The sequence below is a fragment of the Massilia sp. Root418 genome (assembly GCF_001425265.1).
In the GTDB taxonomy this organism is placed as follows: domain Bacteria; phylum Pseudomonadota; class Gammaproteobacteria; order Burkholderiales; family Burkholderiaceae_D; genus Rugamonas.
This window is the reverse complement of record NZ_LMEC01000022.1, coordinates 90,289-112,780: the sequence shown is the minus strand read 5'-3', so window position 1 is coordinate 112,780 and position 22,492 is coordinate 90,289. Positions and strand designations below refer to the sequence as shown.

The 22,492-nt window shown below is 64.2% G+C and carries 21 protein-coding genes; all 21 read left to right on the top strand.

Annotated elements, in window-relative coordinates:
• Positions 1-46 precede the first annotated feature (46 nt).
• The gene (locus ASC94_RS21015) at positions 47-727 is read left to right on the top strand and encodes a response regulator transcription factor (protein ID WP_056400058.1); all 681 of its coding nucleotides are present in this window, start codon (positions 47-49) and stop codon (positions 725-727) included.
• A gap of 130 nt (positions 728-857) precedes the next feature.
• On the top strand, positions 858-2,444 hold the full coding sequence (locus ASC94_RS21010) for a methyl-accepting chemotaxis protein (RefSeq protein WP_056400055.1): 1,587 nt from the start codon (positions 858-860) through the stop codon (positions 2,442-2,444).
• Between the two features lie 104 nt (positions 2,445-2,548).
• Positions 2,549-3,259 carry a transposase gene (locus tag ASC94_RS21005; protein WP_056400046.1) on the top strand — a complete coding sequence of 237 codons (711 nt, stop codon included), beginning with the start codon at positions 2,549-2,551 and terminating at the stop codon, positions 3,257-3,259.
• 132 nt (positions 3,260-3,391) lie between these two features.
• Positions 3,392-8,113, top strand: coding sequence for a glutamate synthase-related protein (locus tag ASC94_RS21000; RefSeq protein ID WP_056400042.1), 4,722 nt, complete (start codon positions 3,392-3,394; stop codon positions 8,111-8,113).
• Between the two features lie 24 nt (positions 8,114-8,137).
• Positions 8,138-9,601, top strand: coding sequence for a glutamate synthase subunit beta (locus tag ASC94_RS20995; RefSeq protein WP_056400034.1), 1,464 nt, complete (start codon positions 8,138-8,140; stop codon positions 9,599-9,601).
• Positions 9,602-9,729: 128 nt separating this feature from the next.
• The gene (locus ASC94_RS20990) at positions 9,730-10,206 is read left to right on the top strand and encodes a hypothetical protein (RefSeq protein ID WP_056400032.1); all 477 of its coding nucleotides are present in this window, start codon (positions 9,730-9,732) and stop codon (positions 10,204-10,206) included.
• A gap of 221 nt (positions 10,207-10,427) precedes the next feature.
• Positions 10,428-11,231, top strand: coding sequence for an ABC transporter ATP-binding protein (locus ASC94_RS20985; protein WP_082616777.1), 804 nt, complete (start codon positions 10,428-10,430; stop codon positions 11,229-11,231).
• Positions 11,228-12,010: a lipid asymmetry maintenance ABC transporter permease subunit MlaE gene (gene mlaE / locus ASC94_RS20980; RefSeq protein WP_056400025.1), complete on the top strand. Its 783-nt coding sequence runs from the start codon at positions 11,228-11,230 to the stop codon at positions 12,008-12,010. Before ASC94_RS20985 ends, mlaE begins: the two co-directional genes overlap by 4 nt.
• Positions 12,011-12,054: 44 nt before the next feature.
• Entirely contained in the window at positions 12,055-12,525 is a 471-nt protein-coding gene (mlaD, locus tag ASC94_RS20975; protein ID WP_056400019.1) for an outer membrane lipid asymmetry maintenance protein MlaD, read from the top strand.
• Between the two features lie 11 nt (positions 12,526-12,536).
• On the top strand, positions 12,537-13,355 hold the full coding sequence (locus ASC94_RS20970) for a VacJ family lipoprotein (protein ID WP_200955803.1): 819 nt from the start codon (positions 12,537-12,539) through the stop codon (positions 13,353-13,355).
• A gap of 32 nt (positions 13,356-13,387) precedes the next feature.
• Entirely contained in the window at positions 13,388-14,047 is a 660-nt protein-coding gene (locus ASC94_RS20965; RefSeq protein WP_056400011.1) for a phospholipid-binding protein MlaC, read from the top strand.
• Positions 14,048-14,061: 14 nt separating this feature from the next.
• Positions 14,062-14,403, top strand: a complete 342-nt coding sequence (locus ASC94_RS20960; protein WP_056400009.1) for a lipid asymmetry maintenance protein MlaB — start codon at positions 14,062-14,064, stop codon at positions 14,401-14,403.
• 162 nt (positions 14,404-14,565) lie between these two features.
• Entirely contained in the window at positions 14,566-15,477 is a 912-nt protein-coding gene (locus ASC94_RS20955) for an ABC transporter ATP-binding protein (protein WP_056400007.1), read from the top strand.
• Positions 15,474-16,235 carry an ABC transporter permease gene (locus ASC94_RS20950; protein WP_056400004.1) on the top strand — a complete coding sequence of 254 codons (762 nt, stop codon included), beginning with the start codon at positions 15,474-15,476 and terminating at the stop codon, positions 16,233-16,235. The genes ASC94_RS20955 and ASC94_RS20950 overlap by 4 nt, the downstream gene beginning before the upstream one ends.
• Before the next feature lie 14 nt (positions 16,236-16,249).
• Positions 16,250-16,486: a BolA family protein gene (locus ASC94_RS20945; protein ID WP_056400003.1), complete on the top strand. Its 237-nt coding sequence runs from the start codon at positions 16,250-16,252 to the stop codon at positions 16,484-16,486.
• Positions 16,487-16,497: 11 nt separating this feature from the next.
• On the top strand, positions 16,498-17,748 hold the full coding sequence (gene murA, locus ASC94_RS20940; protein WP_056399997.1) for a UDP-N-acetylglucosamine 1-carboxyvinyltransferase: 1,251 nt from the start codon (positions 16,498-16,500) through the stop codon (positions 17,746-17,748).
• Between the two features lie 10 nt (positions 17,749-17,758).
• Positions 17,759-18,436: an ATP phosphoribosyltransferase gene (gene hisG / locus ASC94_RS20935; protein WP_056399993.1), complete on the top strand. Its 678-nt coding sequence runs from the start codon at positions 17,759-17,761 to the stop codon at positions 18,434-18,436.
• Positions 18,433-19,755: a histidinol dehydrogenase gene (gene hisD / locus ASC94_RS20930; RefSeq protein WP_056399989.1), complete on the top strand. Its 1,323-nt coding sequence runs from the start codon at positions 18,433-18,435 to the stop codon at positions 19,753-19,755. The genes hisG and hisD overlap by 4 nt, the downstream gene beginning before the upstream one ends.
• Positions 19,756-19,762: 7 nt before the next feature.
• Entirely contained in the window at positions 19,763-20,761 is a 999-nt protein-coding gene (locus tag ASC94_RS20925) for a site-specific DNA-methyltransferase (RefSeq protein ID WP_082616719.1), read from the top strand.
• Positions 20,762-20,779: 18 nt separating this feature from the next.
• Positions 20,780-21,871, top strand: a complete 1,092-nt coding sequence (gene hisC / locus ASC94_RS20920; protein WP_056399986.1) for a histidinol-phosphate transaminase — start codon at positions 20,780-20,782, stop codon at positions 21,869-21,871.
• Between the two features lie 19 nt (positions 21,872-21,890).
• Positions 21,891-22,481, top strand: a complete 591-nt coding sequence (hisB, locus tag ASC94_RS20915; protein WP_056399982.1) for an imidazoleglycerol-phosphate dehydratase HisB — start codon at positions 21,891-21,893, stop codon at positions 22,479-22,481.
• Positions 22,482-22,492 lie beyond the last annotated feature (11 nt).

Here is a 22,492-nt window from a genome sequence, read left to right as displayed (position 1 = left end):
TCGCACGCAAGCTTCGGCTTGCAACTAATTTGAGATTGGCGCATCAATGACGCAAATACTGATCGTGGAAGACAATCTGGACTATGCCGAGGAAATGGCAGAGTTCCTGACTGAGCTTGAACACGAAGTCCACATCACCAACAACGCCGGCGAAATGTGGTCGGCCCTCAGCCAAGGCAACGTTGGCGTGGTGGTGCTCGACCTGGGCCTGCCCGACGAGGATGGCTTTAACGTCATTCCGCGCATGCGCCAGCTGTATCCGCACATCGGCCTGCTGGTGCTGACCGGCCGCGTGGCGTTCGACAACCGCATCCTGGGCCTGCGCCTGGGCGCCGACCACTACCTGACCAAACCCATCAAGTTTCCGGAACTGGCTGCCCACATCGAGGCGCTGGACCGCCGCGTGGGCCCGCAGGAGCCGGTGCCGCTGCCCAACAAGTGGACCCTGAAAGTGAGCGCCCGCCTGCTGGAACTGTCGGGCCAGGCCATCACCCTGACCGAAAAAGAGTGCAACTTCCTGCATCTGCTGACAATTAACACCCGTCCCGTGCCGCGCCAGGTCATCGTGGCCGGCATCGGCGGCGACGACCCGGACGCCGGACGCCGCGTCGACATGCTGGTGTACCGCCTGCGCAAGAAGGCGCGCAGCGGCCTGGGCGAGGACCTGCCCCTGCGCAGCGCCTATGGCGAAGGCTACAGCCTGTCCGCCAGCTTCAACCTCTCCTGAAATAGATGGCGCCGCTGCGCGCGGCGTGACATTTCAATAGTTTCCAGCGATACGGTCTGACTTACCATGGACTTCCAGGCGCCGCCTGTGGTCCAGGTGCGGTTGCGGCGCGTCATTGCGGGAGATTGCTATGGTGAAATTGCGAGATCTGGGTATCGGCGTACGGCTGGGCGGCGGGTTTGGCGTTGTCATGCTGATGATGCTGATGATGGCGGCGGCCGGCGTCTGGCGTCTGCAGGCAGTGGGGCAGCTGAGCGAGGAAATGGTGGGCAGCGCCATGCTCAAGGAGCGCCTCACCGCCGAGTGGCACGGCTTGATCAGTATCAGCGGCGTGCGCGTGATGGCCTTCGCGCGCAATCCCGAGCAAGTGGAGTCGCGGGCCGAGGCAGACAAGGCCGCTGCCACGCGCGAGCGCGTCAACGCCATCCAGAAGCAGCTGGAACCGCTGCTGGCCAGCAGCGAGGAAAAGCGCCTGCTGCAAGCCGTGGGCGCGGTGCGCAAGGAATATGCGGCCACCCGCGACGCGGTGTTCGCGCTGAAGAAGGGCGGCGACGCCGACGGCGCCCGGCAAATGGTGGACAGCAAGCTGGAAACGCAATTCGCGGGCTATCAGCGCGCCGTTGAGCAGATCGGCGAGCACGAGGCCGGCGTGGGCCGGGTGCTGGCGGGCCAGGTGCAGCAGCAGTTCCGCGACGGCCGCCAGTTCCTGCTGGCCATGGCCTGCGGCGTGCTGCTGCTGGGCAGCTGGTTCGCCTACCTGCTGACGCGCTCCATCACGCAGCCGCTGGCGCAGGCGGTGCGCGTGGCGCAGACCGTGGCGGCAGGGGACTTGAGCAGCCAGATCCGGGTCGACAGCCGCGACGAGACGGGCCAGCTGCTGCACGCGCTGAAGGACATGAACGCCAGCCTGGTGCGCATCGTCAGCCAGGTGCGCGGCGGCACCGAAACCATCGCCACCGCCTCGGGGGAAATCGCCAGCGGCAACCTGAACCTGTCTTCGCGCACCGAGCAGCAAGCCAGCTCGCTGCAGCAGACCGCCTCCTCGATGGAAGAACTGACCGCCACCGTCAAGCAGAACGGCGACAATTCGCGCCAGGCCCACACGCTGGCGCTGTCGGCGTCGGACGTGGCGCAGCGCGGCGGCGCCGTGGTCAGCCAGGTGGTCGACACCATGGGCATGATCAATGCCTCTGCGCACAAGATTGTCGACATCATCGGCGTGATCGATGGCATTGCCTTCCAGACCAATATCCTGGCCCTGAACGCGGCGGTGGAAGCGGCCCGCGCGGGCGAGCAGGGGCGCGGCTTCGCCGTGGTGGCCAGTGAGGTGCGCAACCTGGCCCAGCGCAGCGCGGCGGCCGCGCGCGAGATCAAGGTGCTGATCGGCGATTCGGTGGAGAAAGTGTCCACCGGCGCCAGGCTGGTGGATCAGGCCGGCAGCACCATGGAGGAAATCGTGGTCAATGTGCGCCGCGTGAGCGACATCATCGGCGAGATCACCACCGCCAGCGTGGAGCAGACCAGCGGCATCGAGCAGATCAACCGCGCCATCTCCCAGATGGACCAGGTCACCCAGCAGAATGCGGCGCTGGTGGAAGAGGCGGCAGCGGCGGCCGCCGCCCTGCAGGAGCAGAGCCAGGCGCTGGCCCATGCGGTGAGCGTGTTCCAGCTGGCGGGCCAGCCGTCCCGGCAGCGGACGCTGGCGGCCTTGCCTTAATTGGGGACGCAGTCGAGCCGATTTCCGGGGCGCGGGAAATAATTGGGGACAGAGTGCTCTGGATACGGTAGCATGGCGCTTTCAGCCACTTTCCCTTCCTTGCCATGGCCCGTCTTCCCCGCCTGATTGTTCCCTTCCAGCCCCACCACGTGGTCCAGCGCGGCCTGAACGGCCAGGGCATCTTCCACGATGCCGACGACTACACAGCCTTCCTCGGCTGGCTGCGCAGCGCCGCCAGGAACTGGAAAGTGGCCGTGCACGCCTATGCGCTCACGCCCGGCGAACTGCATTTTCTCGTCACGCCCAGCGACGAGGAGGGCCTGGGCCTGATGATGCAGTGGATAGGGCGCTACTACGTGCCCTATTTCAACCAGAAGTACGGCCGCGCCGGCACCTTGTGGCAGGGCCGCTACAAAACCTCGGTGATCGATGCCGAGTCATATCTGATGAGCAATAGCCGCTATATCGAGTTCCTGCCGGTGCGCACCGGCCTGGCCGGCCAGCCGGCGCAGTATGCCTGGTCCAGCTACGCGCACCACGCCGGCCTGCGCTCCGATCCGGTGGTCACCGACCACGCGCTGTACTGGGCGCTGGGCAATACGCCGTTCCAGCGCGAAGCGGCCTACCAGGAGCTGGCCGGCAGCGACTTGCCGGCCGAGCAGATCGCCATCGTGGAGCAGGCCGTGCTCAAGGGCTGGCCGCTGGGCTCGGAACGCTTCAAGACCGAGCTGCAAAACCGGGTGAAACGGCAGGTGCTGCCGGCCAAGCGCGGCCGTCCATTCAAGAAGCCGGCACTTGCCGCGATCGCCGATTGACTATGTCCCTAATTAATTTTTAAAGCGACAGGAAAAAAATTAATTCGACTCCGACCCTAATTATTCTTGTTGAGTTTTTTTGTGCATTGCACTACTCTGACTTTTCGATAGTTATCAGCAGTGGAGAAACGCATGATTGCGCAAGGCTTGTACGACCCAGCTAATGAACATGACGCCTGCGGCGTCGGTTTCGTCGCCCACATCAAGGGCAACAAGAGCCATTCCATCGTGGAGCAGGGTCTGCTGATCCTGAAGAACCTGGACCACCGGGGCGCAGTCGGCGCGGACGCGCTGATGGGCGACGGCGCCGGCATCCTGATCCAGATCCCGGACCAGTACTACCGCGACGAAATGGCCAAGCAGGGTGTGGAACTGCCGCCGCCAGGCGAATACGGCGTGGGCATGGTGTTCCTGCCGAAGGAAAACGCGTCCCGCATCGCCTGCGAACAGGAAATCGAGCGCGCCGTGCGCATCGAGGGCCAGGTCGTGCTGGGCTGGCGCAATGTGCCGGTGGACTACGACATGCCGATGTCGCCCACCGTGCGCGCCAAAGAACCGATCATCCGCCAGATCTTCATCGGCCGCGGCCCGGACATCATGGTCACCGACGCGCTGGAGCGCAAACTGTATGTGATCCGCAAATCGTCCGGCCACGCCATCCAGGCGCTGAAACTGCTGCACGGCAAGGAATTCTTCGTGCCGTCCATGTCGGCCCGTACCGTGGTGTACAAGGGCCTGCTGCTGGCCGACCAGGTTGGCGTCTACTATAAAGACCTGCAAGACCCGCGCTGCATCTCGGCGCTGGCGCTGGTGCACCAGCGTTTCTCGACCAATACCTTCCCCGAGTGGCCGCTGGCCCACCCTTACCGCCTGATCGCCCACAACGGCGAGATCAACACGGTGAAGGGCAACTTCAACTGGATGCGCGCACGCGAAGGCGTGATGAAGTCGGCCGTGCTGGGCGAGGACCTGCAAAAGCTGTTCCCGCTGATCTATGAAGGCCAGTCGGACACCGCCTGCTTCGACAACGCGCTGGAACTGCTGCTGATGGCCGGCTACCCGCTGGCGCAGGCCATGATGATGATGATCCCCGAGGCGTGGGAAAACCACACCCTGATGGACGACAACCGCAAGGCCTTCTACGAATACCACGCCGCCATGATGGAACCATGGGACGGCCCTGCCGCCATGGCCTTCACCGACGGCCGCTACATCGGCGGCACGCTGGACCGGAACGGCCTGCGTCCTGCGCGCTACATCATCACCGACGACGACCTGGTGGTGATGGCCTCCGAATCGGGCGTGCTGCCGATTCCGGAATCGAAGATCATCCAGAAATGGCGTCTGCAGCCGGGCAAGATGTTCCTGATCGACCTGGAAGCGGGCCGCATCATCGACGACAAGGAGCTGAAGGACACCTACGCCAACGCCAAGCCCTACAAGGCCTGGATCAACGCGGTGCGCATCAAGCTCAACGAGATCAAGCTGTCCGAAAGCCAGCAGGCGCACAACCGCATCAAGTACAGCGCCGCGCCGGGCGAAAAAGCCGTCGCGTCCGTGCTGGACCGCCAGCAAGCCTTCGGCTACACCCAGGAAGACCTGCGCTTCCTGATGGCGCCGATGGCCGCCGCCGGCGAAGAAGCCACCGGCTCCATGGGCAACGACTCGCCGCTGGCCGTCATGTCCAACAAGCTGAAGCCGCTGTACAACTACTTCAAGCAGCTGTTCGCCCAAGTGACCAACCCGCCGATCGACCCGATCCGCGAAGCCATGGTGATGTCGCTGGTGTCCTTCATCGGGCCGAAACCGAACCTGCTGGACACCAACAACGTCAACCCGCCGATGCGCCTGGAAGTGTCGCAGCCGGTGCTCGGTTTCGACGACATGGCGCGCCTGCGCGGCATCTCGCTGCACACCGGCGGCAAGTTCAAGTCGTACGAGCTGAACATCTGCTACCCGCTGGCCTGGGGCAAGGAAGGCGTGGAAGCCTGCCTGGCTTCGCTGTGCGCGGAAGCCGTGGACGCGGTGAAATCCGGCCACAACATCCTGATCGTGTCCGACCGTTCCATTGGTCCGGACCGCGTGGCGATCCCGGCGCTGCTGGCCACCTCCACCATCCACCAGCACCTGGTGTCGAAAGGCCTGCGCGCCTCGACCGGCCTGGTGGTGGAAACCGGCTCGGCCCGCGAAACCCACCACTTCGCCCTGCTGGCGGGCTACGGCGCGGAAGCCGTGCACCCCTACCTGGCGATGGAAACGCTGATGGAGCTGGCCCACGAAATGTCGGGCGAGCTCTCCGGCGAGCAAGCCATCTACAACTACACCAAGGCCGTCGGCAAGGGCCTGATGAAGGTCATGTCCAAGATGGGCATCTCGACCTATATGTCCTACTGCGGCGCGCAGATCTTCGAAGCCATCGGCCTGAACAAGTCGCTGGTGGACAAGTACTTCAAGGGCACCGCCTCCAACGTGGAAGGCATCGGCGTGTTCGAAGTGGCGGAAGAAGCGCTGCGCCTGCACAACCTGGCCTTCGGCAACGACCCGCTGCTGAAATCGGCGCTGGACGCGGGCGGCGAATACGCCTTCCGCGTGCGCGGCGAAGACCACCTGTGGACCCCGGACGCGATCGCCAAGCTGCAGCACTCGACCCGCGCCAACAACTACTCGACCTATAAAGAGTACGCGCAGATCATCAACGACCAGAGCAAGCGCCACCTGACCCTGCGCGGCCTGTTCGAGTTCAAGCTCGACCCGGCCAAGGCCATCCCGCTGGACGAAGTCGAGCCGGCCAAGGACATCGTCAAGCGCTTCGCCACCGGCGCCATGTCGCTCGGCTCGATCTCGACCGAGGCGCACGCCACCCTGGCCGTGGCCATGAACCGCATCGGCGGCAAGTCCAACACCGGCGAAGGCGGCGAAGATCCGGCCCGCTACAGCATGGAGCTGAAGGGCATCCCGATCAAGCAGGGCGACACCATGGCCTCCGTGGTGGGCAAAGAGCAAGTGGTGGTCGACATTCCGCTGCAGGCGGGCGACTCCATGCGTTCGCGCATCAAGCAGGTGGCGTCGGGCCGCTTCGGCGTCACCGCCGAGTACCTGAACTCGGCCGACCAGATCCAGATCAAGATGGCGCAGGGCGCCAAGCCGGGCGAAGGCGGCCAGCTGCCGGGCCACAAGGTGTCCGAATACATCGCCCAGCTGCGCTTCTCGGTGCCGGGCGTGGGCCTGATTTCGCCGCCGCCGCACCACGACATCTATTCGATCGAAGATCTGGCACAGCTGATCCACGACCTGAAGAACGTCAACCCGCGCGCCTCGATCTCGGTCAAGCTGGTGTCCGAAGTGGGTATCGGCACCGTGGCTGCCGGCGTCACCAAGGCCAAGGCCGACCACGTGGTGGTGGCCGGCCATGACGGCGGCACCGGCGCCTCGCCGCTGTCCTCGGTCAAGCATGCCGGCACCCCGTGGGAACTGGGCCTGGCGGAAACCCAGCAGACGCTGGTGCTGAACGGCCTGCGCAGCCGCATCCGCGTCCAGGCCGACGGCCAGATGCGGACCGGCCGCGACGTGGTGATTGCCGCCATGCTGGGCGCCGACGAGATCGGCTTCGCCACCGCGCCGCTGGTGGTGGAAGGCTGCATCATGATGCGCAAATGCCACCTGAACACCTGCCCGGTGGGCGTGGCCACCCAGGACCCCGTGCTGCGCGCCAAGTTCCAGGGCAAGCCGGAATACGTGGTGAACTACTTCTTCTTCGTGGCCGAAGAAGCGCGCCAGCTGATGGCCCAGCTGGGCATCCGCACCTACGACGAGCTGATCGGCCGCGTGGACCTGCTGGACAAGTCCAAGGCCATCACCCACTGGAAAGCCCAGGGCCTGGACTTCAGCAACATCTTCTTCCAGCCGCAGGTGCAGGGCGAGCAAGCCATCCGCCACGTGGAAGACCAGGATCACGGCCTGGACAAGGCGCTGGACCACAAGCTGATCGCGCAAGCCAAGGCCGCGCTGGAGAAGGGCGAACGCGTGTCCTTCATCTCGCCGGTGAAGAACCTGAACCGCACCGTGGGCACCATGCTGTCGGGCGAAGTGGCCAAGCGCTACGGCCACGCCGGCCTGCCGGACGACACCATCCACATCCAGCTGCAAGGCACGGCCGGCCAGTCCGCCGCCGCCTTCCTGGCGCACGGCATCACGCTGGACCTGGTGGGCGAGGGCAACGACTACGTCGGCAAGGGCTTGTCGGGCGGCCGCATCATCGTGCGTCCGAACACCGAGTTCCGCGGCTGGGCCGTGAACAACATCATCATCGGCAACACCGTGCTGTACGGCGCGATTGCCGGCGAAGCCTTCTTCAACGGCGTGGCCGGCGAACGCTTCGCGGTGCGCAACTCGGGCGCCACGGCGATCGTCGAAGGCGTGGGCGACCACGGCTGCGAATACATGACCGGCGGTACCGTGGTCGTGCTGGGCGCCACCGGCCGCAACTTCGCGGCGGGCATGTCGGGCGGCATCGCCTACGTGTACGACCCGGACGGCGATTTCGCGCAGAAGTGCAACCCTGCCATGGTCAGCCTGGAAGCCGTGCTGCCTGCCGCCGAGCAGAAGCTGGACAAGAACACCTGGCATGCGCAGCACCGCGACGGCGAGCCGGAGGCCGACGAGGTCATCCTGAAGCGCCTGATCGAGCGCCACTTCAAGCACACCGGCAGCACCCGTGCCCGCCTGTTGCTTGACAACTGGGCCGAAGGCCGCGCCAAGTTCGTGAAAGTGTTCCCGAACGAGTACAAGCGCGCCCTGATCGAGATGGCGGACAACGCCGCGCTGGAAATGGAAACCCAGGCCATCGCCGCCTGAACTGGACAAGAATAAGGAATCATCGTGGGTAAAATCACCGGCTTCATGGAATTCAAGCGTCAGGAAGAGAGCTATCTGGCTCCCGAGTCGCGCCTCAAGAACTACAAGGAATTCGTCCTGCACCTGAGCAACGAGCAGGCCAAGGTGCAAGGCGCGCGTTGCATGGATTGCGGCATCCCGTTCTGCAACAACGGCTGCCCGGTCAACAACATCATCCCGGACTGGAACGACCTGGTTTATCGCGGCAACTACCGCGACGCGCTGGACGTGCTGCACTCGACCAACAACTTCCCCGAGTTCACCGGCCGCATCTGCCCGGCGCCGTGCGAAACCGCCTGCACCCTGGGCATCAGTGATGATCCGGTCGGCATCAAGTCGATCGAGCACAAGATCATCGACGAAGGCTGGGCGCACGGCTGGGTGGTTCCCCAGCCGGCCGCCAGCAAGACCGGCAAGAAGGTGGCCGTGGTCGGTTCCGGCCCTGCCGGCCTGGCAGCGGCCCAGCAGCTGGCCCGCGTGGGCCACGACGTGACGGTGTTCGAGAAGAGCGACCGCATCGGCGGCCTGCTGCGCTACGGCATTCCCGATTTCAAGATGGAAAAGTCGCACATCGACCGCCGCGTGGAGCAGATGCAGGCCGAAGGCGTGACCTTCCGCACCAGCGTGCTGATCGGCAAGGACTTCCCGGCCAACGTCAACAACTGGGCCAAGGAAACCATCTTCCCGGAAGACCTGGAAAAGGAATTCGACGCCGTCATCCTGGCCGGCGGCGCGGAACAGCCGCGCGACCTGCCGGTGCCCGGCCGCGAACTGAAGGGCGTGCACTTTGCCATGGACTTCCTGCCGCAGCAGAACAAGGTCAACGCCGGCGACAAGGTCAAGGACCAGATCAAGGCCACCGGCAAGCACGTGGTGGTGATCGGCGGCGGCGACACCGGTTCCGACTGCGTCGGCACCTCCAACCGCCAGGGCGCCGCCTCCGTGGCCCAGTTCGAACTGATGCCCATGCCGCCCGAGCAGGAAAACAAGCCCCTGGTCTGGCCTTACTGGCCGACCAAGCTGCGCACCTCCTCCTCGCACGAGGAAGGCTGCGAGCGCGACTGGGCCGTGGCCACCAAGCGCCTGGAAGGCAAGGGCGGCAAGGTCGAGAAGCTGGTCGCCTGCCGCGTGGAATGGAAGGACGGCAAGATGCAGGAAGTGCCGAATTCCGAATTCGAGATGAAGGCCGACCTGGTGTTCCTGGCCATGGGCTTCGTGTCGCCGGTGCAAAACATCCTGGACGCGTTCAGCGTCGAGAAGGATGGCCGCGGCAACGCCAAGGCCGCCACCGAGGGCGAGCAAAGCTACAAGACGTCGGTGTCCAAAGTATTTGCCGCAGGCGACATGCGCCGTGGCCAGTCCCTCGTGGTCTGGGCCATCCGCGAAGGCCGCCAGTGTGCCCGCGCAGTCGATGAATTCCTGATGGGTTCGTCCGTCCTGCCGCGCTGATTCCCAAGTAGTTGTTTCACTCCCACCGGAGCACGACGGGCGATCCTCGACGGCTCCGGTTTTTTTATTGACAATGCGGCAATCGTTTGCGATATTGGACGACTTACATCACGGAGAGGGGTGACCTTGTGGCGACCATCAGCGGCCTGACGCAAAAGTACGACTCGATCGAAAAGAGCGGCTACGTCATGTGGCAGCTGAACCCGGCCCCCGTCGGCTACCGCCAGGCGCATGTCACGGTGTCCGAGGACACCCACTCCGTCGTGGTGCGCTCCTGGCCGCATCTGACCTGGAAAAATGCGAAGGGCACGCCCACCCATCTGTATTTCTGCCTGAAGGGCGGCGAATACGTCTACCTGAAGTCGAACCGGGGCAAGTACGAAACGCCGGGGGCCGCCGACCTGGCGCTGGCCCGGCGCTGCGTCTACGACCTGGTCTTTCATAAGCAGTTGCCCGCCAGCGAGCAGCACAAGGTGGACATCGCCGCCGAATTGGAGCGCCGCCGCGCCGAGGAGGCTGCGGCAACGGCTGCCGCGGTGGCCAGCCATGAGGCCCGCATGAAATCCGACAAAGCGTCCGGCCTGGTCTGGGGCAAGCGCGTCTAGCGCCGCCCGGGAGCGGCGCGCCGTCCAGGCCCTGCGGGGCCTTTTTCTTTGTTTGCTGTTGCTGCAATGCAGCAATTAACAAATGTTTCCGGATGTAATTACTGACTTTATAGTTATTAATGTTGTATTATTTACCTCTTGCCTCCCTCTCCCGAAGGGGCTCTCAGCAGAGGTTGGCGTTTCTGCACTACAATACGGGATTCAAAAAAGTGAGCGTGGTCGTGCCGAATCTAGTCGAAATCCGAGATTTACACTTCTCCTATGGAAAAAGGGCCATTCTGTCGGGCCTCCAGATGGACTTCCCGCGCGGGAAGGTGGTGGCGGTCATGGGTGGCTCTGGCAGCGGCAAGACCACGGTGCTGCGCCTGATTGGCGGCCAGATCCGCCCTTCCAGGGGGCACGTGTCGGTGGATGGCCAGATCGTTCACAAATTGAAGACCAATGACCTGTATCTGCTGCGCCGCAAAATGGGCATGCTGTTCCAGCACGGCGCGCTGTTTACCGACTTGAGCGTGTTTGAGAACGTGGCTTTCCCGCTGCGCGAGCACACCGACCTGGCCGAAGAGCTGATCCGCGACCTGGTGCTGATGAAGCTGCACGCGGTGGGCCTGCGCAATGCCGCCAAGCTCAAGCCGGGCGAGATTTCCGGCGGCATGGCGCGCCGGGTGGCCTTGGCGCGCTCGATCGCGCTGGACCCGCAACTGATTATGTACGATGAGCCGTTCGCCGGCCTGGACCCGATATCGATGGGCGTGACCGCCAACCTGATCCGCAACCTGAACGACGCGCTCGGCTCGACCACCATCCTGGTCTCGCACGACGTGAAGGAATCGTTCCACATCGCCGACTACGTCTATTTCCTGTCGCAGGGCAAAATCGTCGCGCACGGCACGCCGGACGAGATGATGGTGTCGACCGACCCCTACGTGAAGCAGTTCGTGCACGCCGAGGCCGACGGCCCCGTGCCCTTCCATTACCCGGGCAAGTCACTGGCGGCCGACCTCGGCCTGAAGGAGCGCGCATGATGGGCGGCCTGCTGGAGCGCCTCGGCATCTGGGTGCGCGAACACGTCGAAGGCGTGGGCTACAGCACCCGCACCTTCTTCTACATGCTGGGCGTGTCGCCCGGCCTGCTGCGCCGCCCGCGCCTGATCGTCGAGCAGCTGCACTTCATCGGCAACTATTCCATGCTCATCATCACGCTGTCCGGCCTGTTCGTCGGCATGGTGCTGGGGCTGCAGGGCTATTACACCCTGAACAAATACGGCGCCGAGCAGTCGCTCGGCCTGCTGGTGGCCCTGGGCCTGACGCGCGAACTGGGGCCGGTGATCACCGCGCTGCTGTTTGCCGGCCGTGCCGGCACCTCGCTCACGGCGGAAATCGGCCTGATGAAGGCGGGCGAGCAGCTCTCCGCCATGGAAATGATGGCGGTCAACCCGGTGCAGCGCGTGCTGGCGCCGCGCTTCTGGGCCGGCGTGATTGCCGTGCCGGTGCTGGCCTCGATTTTCAGCGCGGTCGGCATCTTTGGCGGCTACCTGGTCGGCGTGCAGCTGATCGGCGTGGACGAGGGCGCGTTCTGGTCGCAGATGCAGGGCGGCGTCGATATCTGGAAGGACGTGTTCAATGGCTTCGTGAAGAGCGTCGTGTTCGGCGTGGCCATCACCTTCATCTCGCTGTACCAGGGCTACGAAGCCCGGCCCACGCCCGAGGACGTGGCCGGCGCCACCACCCGCACCGTGGTGATCTCGTCCCTGATGATCTGGTGGCTGGACTTCATGTTGACGGCCTTGATGTTTAGCAAATAACGGCATCGTGCGCCTCAGTAATAAAAACAAGTTAGGATAGTGTCATGCAACGTAAATCTCTGGATCTGTGGGTAGGTTTGTTTGTCGTGCTGGGCGTGGCCGCGTTGGCCTTCCTGGCGCTGAAGGCCGGCAACGCCAGTTCGCTGTCGTTTGCCCCGACATACGAAGTAACCGCCAAGTTCGATAACATTGGCAGCCTGCGCGAGCAGGCCGCCGTCAAGGCGTCCGGCGTGGTGGTGGGCCGCGTGGCCAAGATCCGCTTCGACGACAAGTCTTATAAGGCGCTGGTGACCCTGAATATGGAAACCAGCTACGCATTCCCCAAGGACAGCTCGGCTAAAATCCTCACGGCTGGCTTGCTGGGCGAGCAATACATCGGCATCGAAGCCGGCGGCGACACCAACAACCTGGTGGCGGGCGACAAGATCGCGCGCACCCAGTCCGCTGCCGTGCTGGAAGACCTGATCAACCAATTTATCTACAGCAAAGCAGCTGAAGGAAAGGATAGCAACTAATGCGTGCACCAATGAAATTCCGTCACCTGGCCTTGACTGTAGCGGCCGCGGCCGTACTGACCGGCTGCGCCGGCCCCAACCCGCGCGACCCCTACGAGGGTTTCAACCGCAGCATGTTCAAGTTCAACGACGCGGTCGACCAGGCGGCTCTCAAGCCTGCCGCCACCGCCTACAAGAATGTGCTGCCGACTTTCGTGCAGACCGGCGTGAACAACTTCTTCGGCAATTTGTCGGACGTGTGGAGTGCCGCCAACGGCTTCCTGCAGGGCAAGGGCGAGCAGGGCATGTCGGACGTGATGCGCGTGGCGCTGAACTCCACCTTCGGCCTGCTGGGCGTGCTGGACATCGCTTCCGAGGCCGGCTTGAAGAAGCATAACGAGGACTTCGGCCAGACCCTCGGCTACTGGGGCGTGGAATCGGGCCCCTACCTGATGCTGCCGCTGCTGGGCCCGTCCACCGTGCGCGACACCGTGGCCCTGCCGCTGGACATCAAGGCCGACCCGTGGGGTTACAAAGATCCTGTCAACGTACGCAACATCGGCAGCGTTACCCGCGTGATCGACAAGCGCGCCGGACTGCTGGATGCCACCAGCCTGATGGAAGAAGCTGCGCTGGACCGCTACGAGTTCGTGCGCGACAGTTTCCTGCAAGCACGCCAGAGCAAGGTCTACGACGGCGAGTCGGGCCCGCGCGGCGGCAAGGACAAGGATGCGGACAAAAAGGACGCCAAGCCGGCCGTCTCCGATGCCGACAGCGGCAACGAGGCGGCACCTGCGGCGGGCGAGGCTATAATGGCGGCACCGGCTGCGGAAAAGAACGCCAGCCTGTGACCCTGAAGCAACTAAAATAAGGTTAAACAGAGATGAAATTGATTAAACAACTTTTTGCTATCGCGACGGTCGCTTTCGCTTCCGTATCGTACGCCGCCGTGGCGGCGCCTGCGCCGGCCGGCAACGAAGCCCCGGACGTGCTGGTCAAGCGCATCAGCCAGGACGTGCTGGACACCGCCAAGGCCGACAAGGAAATCCAGGGCGGCAACCAGAAGCGCATCATGGACCTGGTGGAAACCAAGATCCTGCCCTACGTCGACTTCCAGCGCATGACCTCGCTGGCCGCCGGCCGCTACTGGCGTGAAGCCAGCCCGGAACAGCAAAAGCAGCTGTCCACCGAGTTCCGCTCGCTGCTGATCTTCACCTATTCGGGCGCGCTGTCCCAGGTGAAAAACGAAACCATCGAGTTCAAGCCGCTGCGCGCCGATCCGTCGGACAGCGAAGTGGAAGTGCGCTCGCAGGTGAACGTGGCGCGCGGCGAACCGATCCCGCTGAACTACCGCGTGGCCAAGACCCCGGCCGGCTGGAAGATCTACGACATCAACGTGCTGGGCGCGTGGCTGGTCGAGACCTACAAGGGCACCTTCGCCTCTGAAATCAGCAAGGGCGGCATCGACGGCCTGATCAAGACCTTGTCCGAAAAGAACAAGAAGCTGGCCAGCAAGCCGATCAAGGCTGCTTCCGCCAAATAATTGACTGAAAAACCATGTCCGCATCCACCGACAATATGCTATCCCTCACGTCCCTGACCGTATCCAACGCCACTGCGGCGCTGGAGCAGGGCGTGGCGGCGATCGCCTCCGGCCAATCCGTGTTCGACCTGCGCAACGTGCAGGCGGTGGATTCGGCCGCCGTGTCGGTGATGCTGGCCTGGCAGCGCGCCGCGCAGCAGGCGGGCCTGCGGCTCGAACTGAAGAACCTGCCCGCCAATCTGAAAAGCCTCACCAAGCTGTACGGCGTGTGCTCGCTGGTTTCGCCATCCCTGGCCGAATGCGGCGAAGCAAGCTCCCCAGCGGCCGCCGTGCCGCAGCATCACCACCATCATTGACCCCCGCCCCACCCCCGCAGCAGTTTCCGGTCCGGCGTAGCCGAACCAAATATCCAATATAATTGACCGTTGCCGTTGCCTGAGTGCCACGGCATATCGCACCTCCGGGCCCCGTGCCCTTCCCGCGACGGTCACAGTGCCGTAGCCAACTTAAAGCCAAGCATGACAGCAATCCAAATCAGCAATGTCGAGAAGCGCTACAAGTCGCTCCAGGCACTGGGCGGCGTTTCCCTCACCATCGAGGAGGGTGAATTCTTCGGCCTGCTCGGACCGAATGGTGCCGGAAAAACCACACTCATCTCCATCATCGCGGGCCTGATCCGGCCCGATGCGGGCAAGGTCAGCATCCACGGCCACGACGTCACGGGCGATTTCCGCGAGGCGCGCCGCAAGCTCGGCGTGGTGCCGCAGGAACTCGTGTTCGACCCGTTTTTCACGGTGCGCGAAACCTTGCGCCTGCAGTCCGGCTATTTCGGCCTGCACAACAACGACAAGTGGATCGACGAGGTGATGGAAAACCTCGACCTGACCAACAAGGCCGACGTCAACATGCGCGCGCTGTCCGGCGGCATGAAGCGCCGCGTGCTGGTGGCGCAGGCGCTGGTGCACAAGCCGCCCGTGATCGTGCTCGACGAGCCGACCGCCGGGGTGGACGTGGAACTGCGCCAGACCCTGTGGAAGTTCATTTCGCGCCTGAACCGCGAAGGCCACACGGTGGTGCTCACCACCCACTACCTGGAGGAAGCGCAAGCCATGTGCAAGCGCGTGGCCATGCTCAAACTGGGCCAGGTGGTGGCGCTGGACACCATGTCCCAGCTGATCCGCCGCATTTCCGGCTCCTCGCTGATCCTGCACCTGAAGCAGGGCGCGCTGCCGGAGGACTTGCGCCACCTGGTCACGCATCCGGAGGAGGCGGCGCTGGGCAAGTACAGCCTGCGCATCAACGAATACACGGAGGTGGAGCAGATCCTGGCGCGCGTGCGCGAGAGCGGCGCCGTCATCGACGAGATGCAGCTGCAGCAGGCCGACCTGGAAGACATCTTCCTGCAAATCATGGACAAGGGGGCAGTATGATTTCCACCGGCTTCCGCACTCTGGTCTACAAAGAGACGCTGCGCTTCTACAAGGTCGCCACGCAAACCGTGGCCGCGCCCATCCTCACCGCCATGCTGTACCTGCTGATTTTCGGCCACGTGCTGGAAGGCCGCGTGCAGGTGTATCCGGGCGTGAGCTACACCGCCTTCCTGATTCCCGGCCTGGTGATGATGAGCGTATTGCAGAACGCCTTTGCCAATTCCTCGTCCTCGCTGATCCAGTCCAAGATCACCGGCAACCTGGTGTTCGTGCTGCTCACGCCCTTGTCGCACTGGGAGATCTACTCGGCCTACGTGATCGCGGCCATGGTGCGCGGCCTGGTGGTGGGCGCGGGCGTGTTCATCGTCACCGCCTGGTTCGCCAACATGAGCTTCGTGGCGCCCGTCTGGATACTGGTGTTTGCCCTGCTGGGCGCCGCCATCCTGGGCACCATGGGCCTGATCGCCGGCATCTGGGCCGAGAAATTCGACCAGCTGGCCGCGTTCCAGAACTTCCTGATCATGCCGCTGACCTTCCTGTCCGGCGTGTTCTATTCCATCCATTCGCTGCCGCCGTTCTGGCTCACCGTGTCGCACCTGAACCCGTTCTTTTACATGATAGACGGCTTCCGCCACGGCTTCTTCGGCCAGAGCGACGTCAACCCATTCATCAGCCTCGGCATCGTCGGCGCCTTCCTGGCCGTGCTGTCGATGCTGGCTATTCGTTTACTGAGCAGCGGCTACCGCCTGCGCCACTAAGAAGGAAAACAACCATGACCACCACTCCAGAAGCGATCCACGGCTACATCAAGGCCGGCCTTGAATGCACCCACCTCGAAGTGGAGGGCGACGGCCAGCACTTCCAGGCTGTCATCGTCTCGCCGGCGTTTGCCGGCAAGCGCCCGATCCAGCGCCACCAGCTGGTGTACGCCGCGCTGGGCGACCGCATGCGCGAGGAAATCCACGCGCTGTCGATGAAGACGCTGACCCCGGAAGAATACAAAGGCTAAGGACAAACACCATGGACAAACTCCTCATCACGGGCGGCAAGCGCCTGGTCGGCGACGTCACCATCTCCGGCGCCAAGAACGCGGCGCTGCCCATCCTGTGCGCCGGCCTGCTGACGGCGGGCGACGTGGTGCTGGACAATGTCCCGCACCTGCACGACGTGGCCACCATGCTCAAGCTGCTGGGCCAGACCGGCCTGAAAGTGACGCAGGACGGCGAGCGCGTGACGCTCAACGGCGGCGCCATCGACAAGCTGGAAGCGCCCTACGAGCTGGTGAAAACCATGCGCGCCTCCATCCTGGTACTGGGCCCGCTGCTGGCGCGCTTCGGCGAAGCGAAGGTATCGCTGCCGGGCGGCTGCGCCATCGGCTCGCGCCCGGTGGACCAGCACATCAAGGGCTTGCAGGCCTTGGGCGCCGAGATCACCATCGACGCCGGCTACATCTACGCCAAGTGCAAAAAACTCAAGGGCGCCCGCATCGTCACCGACATGATCACGGTGACCGGTACCGAAAACCTGCTGATGGCGGCCACCCTGGCCGAAGGCGAGACCATCCTGGAAAACGCCGCGCGCGAGCCGGAAGTGACCGACCTGGCCAACCTGCTGGTGGCCATGGGCGCGCAGATCCAGGGCATCGGCACCGACCGCCTGGTGATCCAGGGCGTGCCGGAACTGCATGGCGCCTCGCACGCGGTGATCTCGGACCGCATCGAAGCGGCCACCTTCCTGTGCGCCGTGGCGGCCACCGGCGGCGACATCACCTTGCGCAACACCCGCACCGACATCATGGACGCCGCGCTCGACAAGCTGCGCGAGATCGGCCTGCAAATGACCATCGGCAAAGACACCATCCGCGCGCAAATGGATGCGCGTCCGAACCCGGTGACTTTCCGTACCACCGAATACCCTGGCTTCCCGACCGATATGCAGGCCCAGTTCATGGCGGTGAACACCATCGCCAATGGCGCCAGCCGCGTGACCGAAACCATTTTCGAGAACCGCTTCATGCACGTCCAGGAGATGAACCGCCTGGGCGCAGCAATTGAAACCGACGGCAACACGGCCTTTATCAAAGGCGTGGACCAGCTGGTGGGCGCGCCCGTGATGGCGACCGACCTGCGCGCTTCGGCTTCGCTGGTAATCGCAGGCCTGGCCGCCAAGGGCGAAACGCTGATCGACCGCATCTACCACCTCGACCGCGGCTACGACCGCATGGAAGTGAAGCTGCAGGCGATCGGCGCCAACATCAGCCGAATCAAGTAAAGAGAACATCATGAGCGGATTTAACAGCGACGCCAATTCCCAGCTGATCCTTGCGCTGTCGAAGGGCCGTATTTTCGAAGACACCTTGCCGCTGCTGGAAGCAGCCGGCATTACCGTCACCGAGAATCCGGAAACCTCGCGCAAGCTGATCCTGGCCACCAACGACCCCAATGTGCGCGTCCTGATTGTGCGCGCCACCGACGTGCCGACCTACGTGCAGCACGGCGCGGCGGACTTCGGCGTGGCCGGCAAGGACGTGCTGATCGAGCACGGCGGCGAAGGCCTGTACCAGCCGGTGGACTTGAACATCGCGCAGTGCCGCATGTCGGTCGCTGTGAAATCCGGCTTCGACTACGAGGCGGCGGTGCGCCAGGGCGCGCGCCTGCGCGTAGCCACCAAGTTCACCACCACCGCGCGCGAGCACTTCGCGTCCAAGGGCGTGCACGTGGACCTGATCAAGCTGTACGGCTCGATGGAGCTGGCGCCGCTGGTGGGGCTGTCGGACGCCATCGTCGACCTGGTGTCGACCGGCAGCACGCTGCGCGCCAACAACCTGGTGGAAGTGGAAGAGATCATGGACATCTCCTCGCGCCTGGTGGTCAACCAGGCGGCGCTCAAGCTCAAGCGCCAGCGCCTGCAGCCGATCATCGAAGCGTTTGAGCGCGCCTCGAAAAAGGTGAAGCAATGACGATCAGCATCCGCAAGCTCGATTCCTCGGCGGCAGACTTCCAGCCCACGCTGAACGCGCTGCTGGCCTTCGAGGCGTCCACCGACGACGCCATTGAAACGGCGGTGGCGAAAATCCTGGCCGACGTGAAAACGCGCGGCAATGCCGCCGTGCTGGAATACACCAACCGCTTCGACCGCCTGCCCAACGGCGGCGCCGCCTCGGTGGACACGCTGGACCTGCCGCAAGCCGAACTGCAGGCAGCGCTGGACGCGTTGCCCGCCGCCCAGCGCGCCGCCCTGCAAGTGGCGGCCGACCGCATCCGCGTGTTCCACGAGCGCCAGAAGCAGGAGCTGCAAGGCTTCAGCTACACCGAGGCTGACGGCACGGTGCTGGGCCAGCGCATCACGCCGCTGGACCGCGTCGGCATCTACGTCCCGGGCGGCAAGGCCGCCTATCCTTCGTCGGTGCTGATGAACGCGATTCCCGCCCAGGTGGCGGGCGTGGCGGAAATCATCATGGTGGTGCCGATCCCGGACGGCGTGAAGAACCAGATGGTGCTGGCCGCCGCCGCGCTGGCCGGCGTCACGCGGGTCATCACCATCGGCGGCGCGCAGGCAGTCGGCGCGCTGGCCTACGGCACCGAGACCATCGCCGCCGTCGACAAGATTGTCGGCCCCGGCAACGCCTACGTGGCCGCCGCCAAGCGCCGCGTGTTCGGCACCGTCGGCATCGACATGATCGCCGGCCCGTCCGAGATCCTGATCGTGTGCGACGGCAGCACCGACCCGGACTGGGTGGCCATGGACCTGTTCTCGCAGGCCGAGCACGACGAGCTGGCGCAAGCGATCCTGCTGTGCCCGGACGCGGACTACATCGCGCGGGTGGAAGCCAGCATCAGCAAGCTGCTGCCGACGATGCCGCGCCAGGAAGTGATCCGCACTTCGCTGAACGACCGCGGCGCGCTGGTGAAGGTGCGCGACATGGACGAGGCCTGCGCCATCGCCAACAGCATCGCCGCCGAGCACCTGGAGATCTCCGCGCTGGAACCGCAGCAGTGGGCCGACAAGATCCGCCACGCGGGCGCCATGTTCCTGGGCCGTTATTCGTCCGAATCGCTGGGCGACTATTGCTGCGGCCCGAACCACGTGCTGCCGACGTCGCGCACCGCGCGCTTCTCCTCGCCGCTGGGCGTGTACGACTTCCAGAAGCGCTCGTCCATCATCTTCGTGTCCGAAGCCGGTGCGCAGACCCTGGGCAAGGTGGCGGCGGAACTGGCCTACGGCGAGGGCCTGCAGGCGCACGCCCGCAGCGCCGAGCTGCGCATCAAGGCGGAATAAGGACGCTATGAGCGACTGGCTGAACCAGGTCTTCTGCGAGGATGCGCTGTCCGGACTGGCGCGCATCCCGGACGGCGCCGTCGACCTGATCCTGACCGATCCGCCCTACAACCTGGGCAAGGACTACGGCAACGCATCGGACCAGCAGACGGTGGAGGAGTACCTGCGCTGGACCGAGCAGTGGATCGACGCGGCGCTGCCCAAGTTGAAACCGAACGGCAGCCTGTACATCTTCCTGACCTGGCGCTTTTCGCCGGAAATCTTCGTCATGCTCAAGCAGCGCATGACGATGATGAACGAAATCATCTGGGACCGCCGCGTGCCGTCCATGGGCGGCAGCGTGCGCAGCTACTCGTCGGTGCACGACACGGTGGGTTTCTTCGTCGGCCGCAAGGATTACTACTTCGACCTGGACGCCGTGCGCATTCCCTACGACGCCGAAACCAAGAAGGCGCGCTCGCGCTCCATCTTCATCGGCGCCAAGTGGCTGGAAGTGGGCTACAACCCGAAGGACGTGTGGAGCGTGTCGCGCCTGCACCGCGAGCATCCGGAGCGCGCCAACCACCCCACCCAGAAGCCGCTTGAGATCATCGAGCGCATGGTGAAGGCCTCGTGCCCGCCGGGCGGCGTGGTGCTGGACCTGTTCATGGGCAGCGGCACCACCGCGCTGGCCGCGCGCCGCTGCGGGCGCCAGTTCGTCGGCTTCGAGCTGAACCCGGAATACTGCGCCATCATCAACGAGCGCCTGGCCGCGCTGGAAACGCTCGAAGCGCTGGCCGTTGCCGCCGCGCCGGATGCGCCGGCCGAGCCGAAGGCCAAGGCCAAGCCGAAGGCCAAAGCCGCAGTGGCGCCCAAGGCCAAAAGCGCCGCGCCGAAAAAGAAAACCGCAGCAAAGAAGACTGCGGCAAAGACAACCGCAACCAAGAAAGCCGCCGCCCCCAAGCCGGCGGCGCCGAAACGATCACGCGCCGTGAAAAAGGCGCCCCCCGAAGAAGTTACCATTTAACTTAAGGAGTGCAGCAAGATGTCCATCGACAGTCTCATCCGCAACACCATCCGTTCCGACGTACTGGCCGTTCCCGGCTACCACGTGGCAGATGCAAGCGGTTTCATCAAACTGGACGCGATGGAAAATCCTTACCCGCTGCCTGACCATCTGGCCGCCGAGCTGGGCAGCCGCCTGGCCGCCGTGGCGCTGAACCGCTACCCGGTGGCCTCCTACGCCAGCGTGAAAGAACGCATCTGCAAGCAGCTCGGCGTGCCCGCCGGCTACGACGTCCTGCTGGGCAATGGCTCCGATGAACTGATCTCCATCCTCGACATGGCCTGTGCCCGCCAGGACCGCCGCGCCGTGGTGCTGGCGCCGGTGCCCGCCTTCGTCATGTACGCCCGCTCGGCGCAGTTCGCCGGCATGGACTTTGTCGGCGTGCCGCTGAAGGACGACCTGACCCTGGACCTGCCCGCCATGCTGGCGGCCATCGCCCAGCACAAGCCGGCCCTGGTCTACCTGGCGTATCCGAACAACCCCACCGGCAACCTGTTCGATGCGGAAGACATCGTCGCCATCATCCAGGCGCTGGGCGACACCGGCATTGCCGTGGTGGACGAGGCTTACGAGCCCTTCGCCCAGCAAAGCTTCATGGGCCGCCTGCCGGAGTTCGACAACCTGGTGGTGATGCGCACCGTGTCCAAACTGGGCCTGGCCGGCATCCGCCTCGGCTACATGTCGGCCGCGCCGAAACTGCTGGAGCAGTTCGACAAGGTCCGTCCGCCGTATAATGTGAATGTGCTGACGCAAGTCGCCGCCGAATTCGCACTCGACAACCTCGACGTGCTCAACAAGCAAGCCGCCCTTCTGCGCGAACAACGCGCGCTGATGGCCGAGGCCCTGGCCGCCGTACCCGGCGTGCAAGTGTTCCCCTCCGCCGCCAACTTCATCCTCGTCCGGGTGCCCGACGCCGACGCGGCTAACGCCTATCTGCTGTCCCGTAAGGTGTTAGTCAAAAATGTAGGTAAAATGCACAGTGTACTGGCCAATTGTCTGCGTATCACGGTCAGCACTCCGGAAGAGAACGCCGCTTTCCTCGAAGCATTCAAAGCATCGCAGGCAGCTTAAGACCAACGTAGAGCTTTCCATGAACCGCACCGCAGAAATCACCCGCAACACCAACGAGACCCAGATCCGTGTCGCCATCAACCTGGACGGCACCGGCGTGCAGAAGCTGAACACGGGCGTGCCCTTCCTGGACCACATGCTGGACCAGATCGCCCGCCACGGCCTGTTCGACCTGGAAGTCGAAGCCACCGGCGACATCCACATCGACAACCACCATACGGTGGAAGACGTGGGCATCACGCTGGGCATGGCGTTCGCCAAGGCGATCGGCGACAAGAAGGGCATCGTGCGCTACGGCCATTCCTATGTGCCGCTGGACGAGGCCCTGTCGCGCGTGGTGATCGATTTTTCCGGCCGCCCAGGCATCGAGTACCACATACCGTTCACCCGCGCCATGATAGGCGGCTTCGACGTTGACCTGACCCTGGAATTTTTCCGCGGCTTCGTCAACCATGCCCTGGTGACTTTGCATATCGACAACCTGCGCGGCACCAATGCGCACCACCAGTGCGAAACCGTGTTCAAGGCGTTCGGCCGCGCGCTGCGCATGGCCACCACCCTGGACGAACGCGCCGCCGGCACCATCCCGTCGACCAAAGGTAGCTTGTAATCAATCGCAGC

Bases quoted from the DNA above. Each gene is read 5' to 3' on its own strand.
- ASC94_RS20945 (WP_056400003.1), top strand. From the start codon at position 16,250: ATGACCACCACTCCAGAAGCGATCCACGGCTACATCAAGGCCGGCCTT.
- hisC (WP_056399986.1), top strand. From the start codon at position 20,780: ATGTCCATCGACAGTCTCATCCGCAACACCATCCGTTCCGACGTACTG.
- ASC94_RS21000 (WP_056400042.1), top strand. From the start codon at position 3,392: ATGATTGCGCAAGGCTTGTACGACCCAGCTAATGAACATGACGCCTGC.
- mlaE (WP_056400025.1), top strand. From the start codon at position 11,228: ATGATGGGCGGCCTGCTGGAGCGCCTCGGCATCTGGGTGCGCGAACAC.
- hisD (WP_056399989.1), top strand. From the start codon at position 18,433: ATGACGATCAGCATCCGCAAGCTCGATTCCTCGGCGGCAGACTTCCAG.
- ASC94_RS20925 (WP_082616719.1), top strand. From the start codon at position 19,763: ATGAGCGACTGGCTGAACCAGGTCTTCTGCGAGGATGCGCTGTCCGGA.
- ASC94_RS21005 (WP_056400046.1), top strand. From the start codon at position 2,549: ATGGCCCGTCTTCCCCGCCTGATTGTTCCCTTCCAGCCCCACCACGTG.
- hisB (WP_056399982.1), top strand. From the start codon at position 21,891: ATGAACCGCACCGCAGAAATCACCCGCAACACCAACGAGACCCAGATC.
- ASC94_RS20955 (WP_056400007.1), top strand. From the start codon at position 14,566: ATGACAGCAATCCAAATCAGCAATGTCGAGAAGCGCTACAAGTCGCTC.
- ASC94_RS20965 (WP_056400011.1), top strand. From the start codon at position 13,388: ATGAAATTGATTAAACAACTTTTTGCTATCGCGACGGTCGCTTTCGCT.
- hisG (WP_056399993.1), top strand. From the start codon at position 17,759: ATGAGCGGATTTAACAGCGACGCCAATTCCCAGCTGATCCTTGCGCTG.
- murA (WP_056399997.1), top strand. From the start codon at position 16,498: ATGGACAAACTCCTCATCACGGGCGGCAAGCGCCTGGTCGGCGACGTC.
- ASC94_RS20960 (WP_056400009.1), top strand. From the start codon at position 14,062: ATGTCCGCATCCACCGACAATATGCTATCCCTCACGTCCCTGACCGTA.
- mlaD (WP_056400019.1), top strand. From the start codon at position 12,055: ATGCAACGTAAATCTCTGGATCTGTGGGTAGGTTTGTTTGTCGTGCTG.
- ASC94_RS20970 (WP_200955803.1), top strand. From the start codon at position 12,537: ATGAAATTCCGTCACCTGGCCTTGACTGTAGCGGCCGCGGCCGTACTG.
- ASC94_RS21015 (WP_056400058.1), top strand. From the start codon at position 47: ATGACGCAAATACTGATCGTGGAAGACAATCTGGACTATGCCGAGGAA.
- ASC94_RS21010 (WP_056400055.1), top strand. From the start codon at position 858: ATGGTGAAATTGCGAGATCTGGGTATCGGCGTACGGCTGGGCGGCGGG.
- ASC94_RS20950 (WP_056400004.1), top strand. From the start codon at position 15,474: ATGATTTCCACCGGCTTCCGCACTCTGGTCTACAAAGAGACGCTGCGC.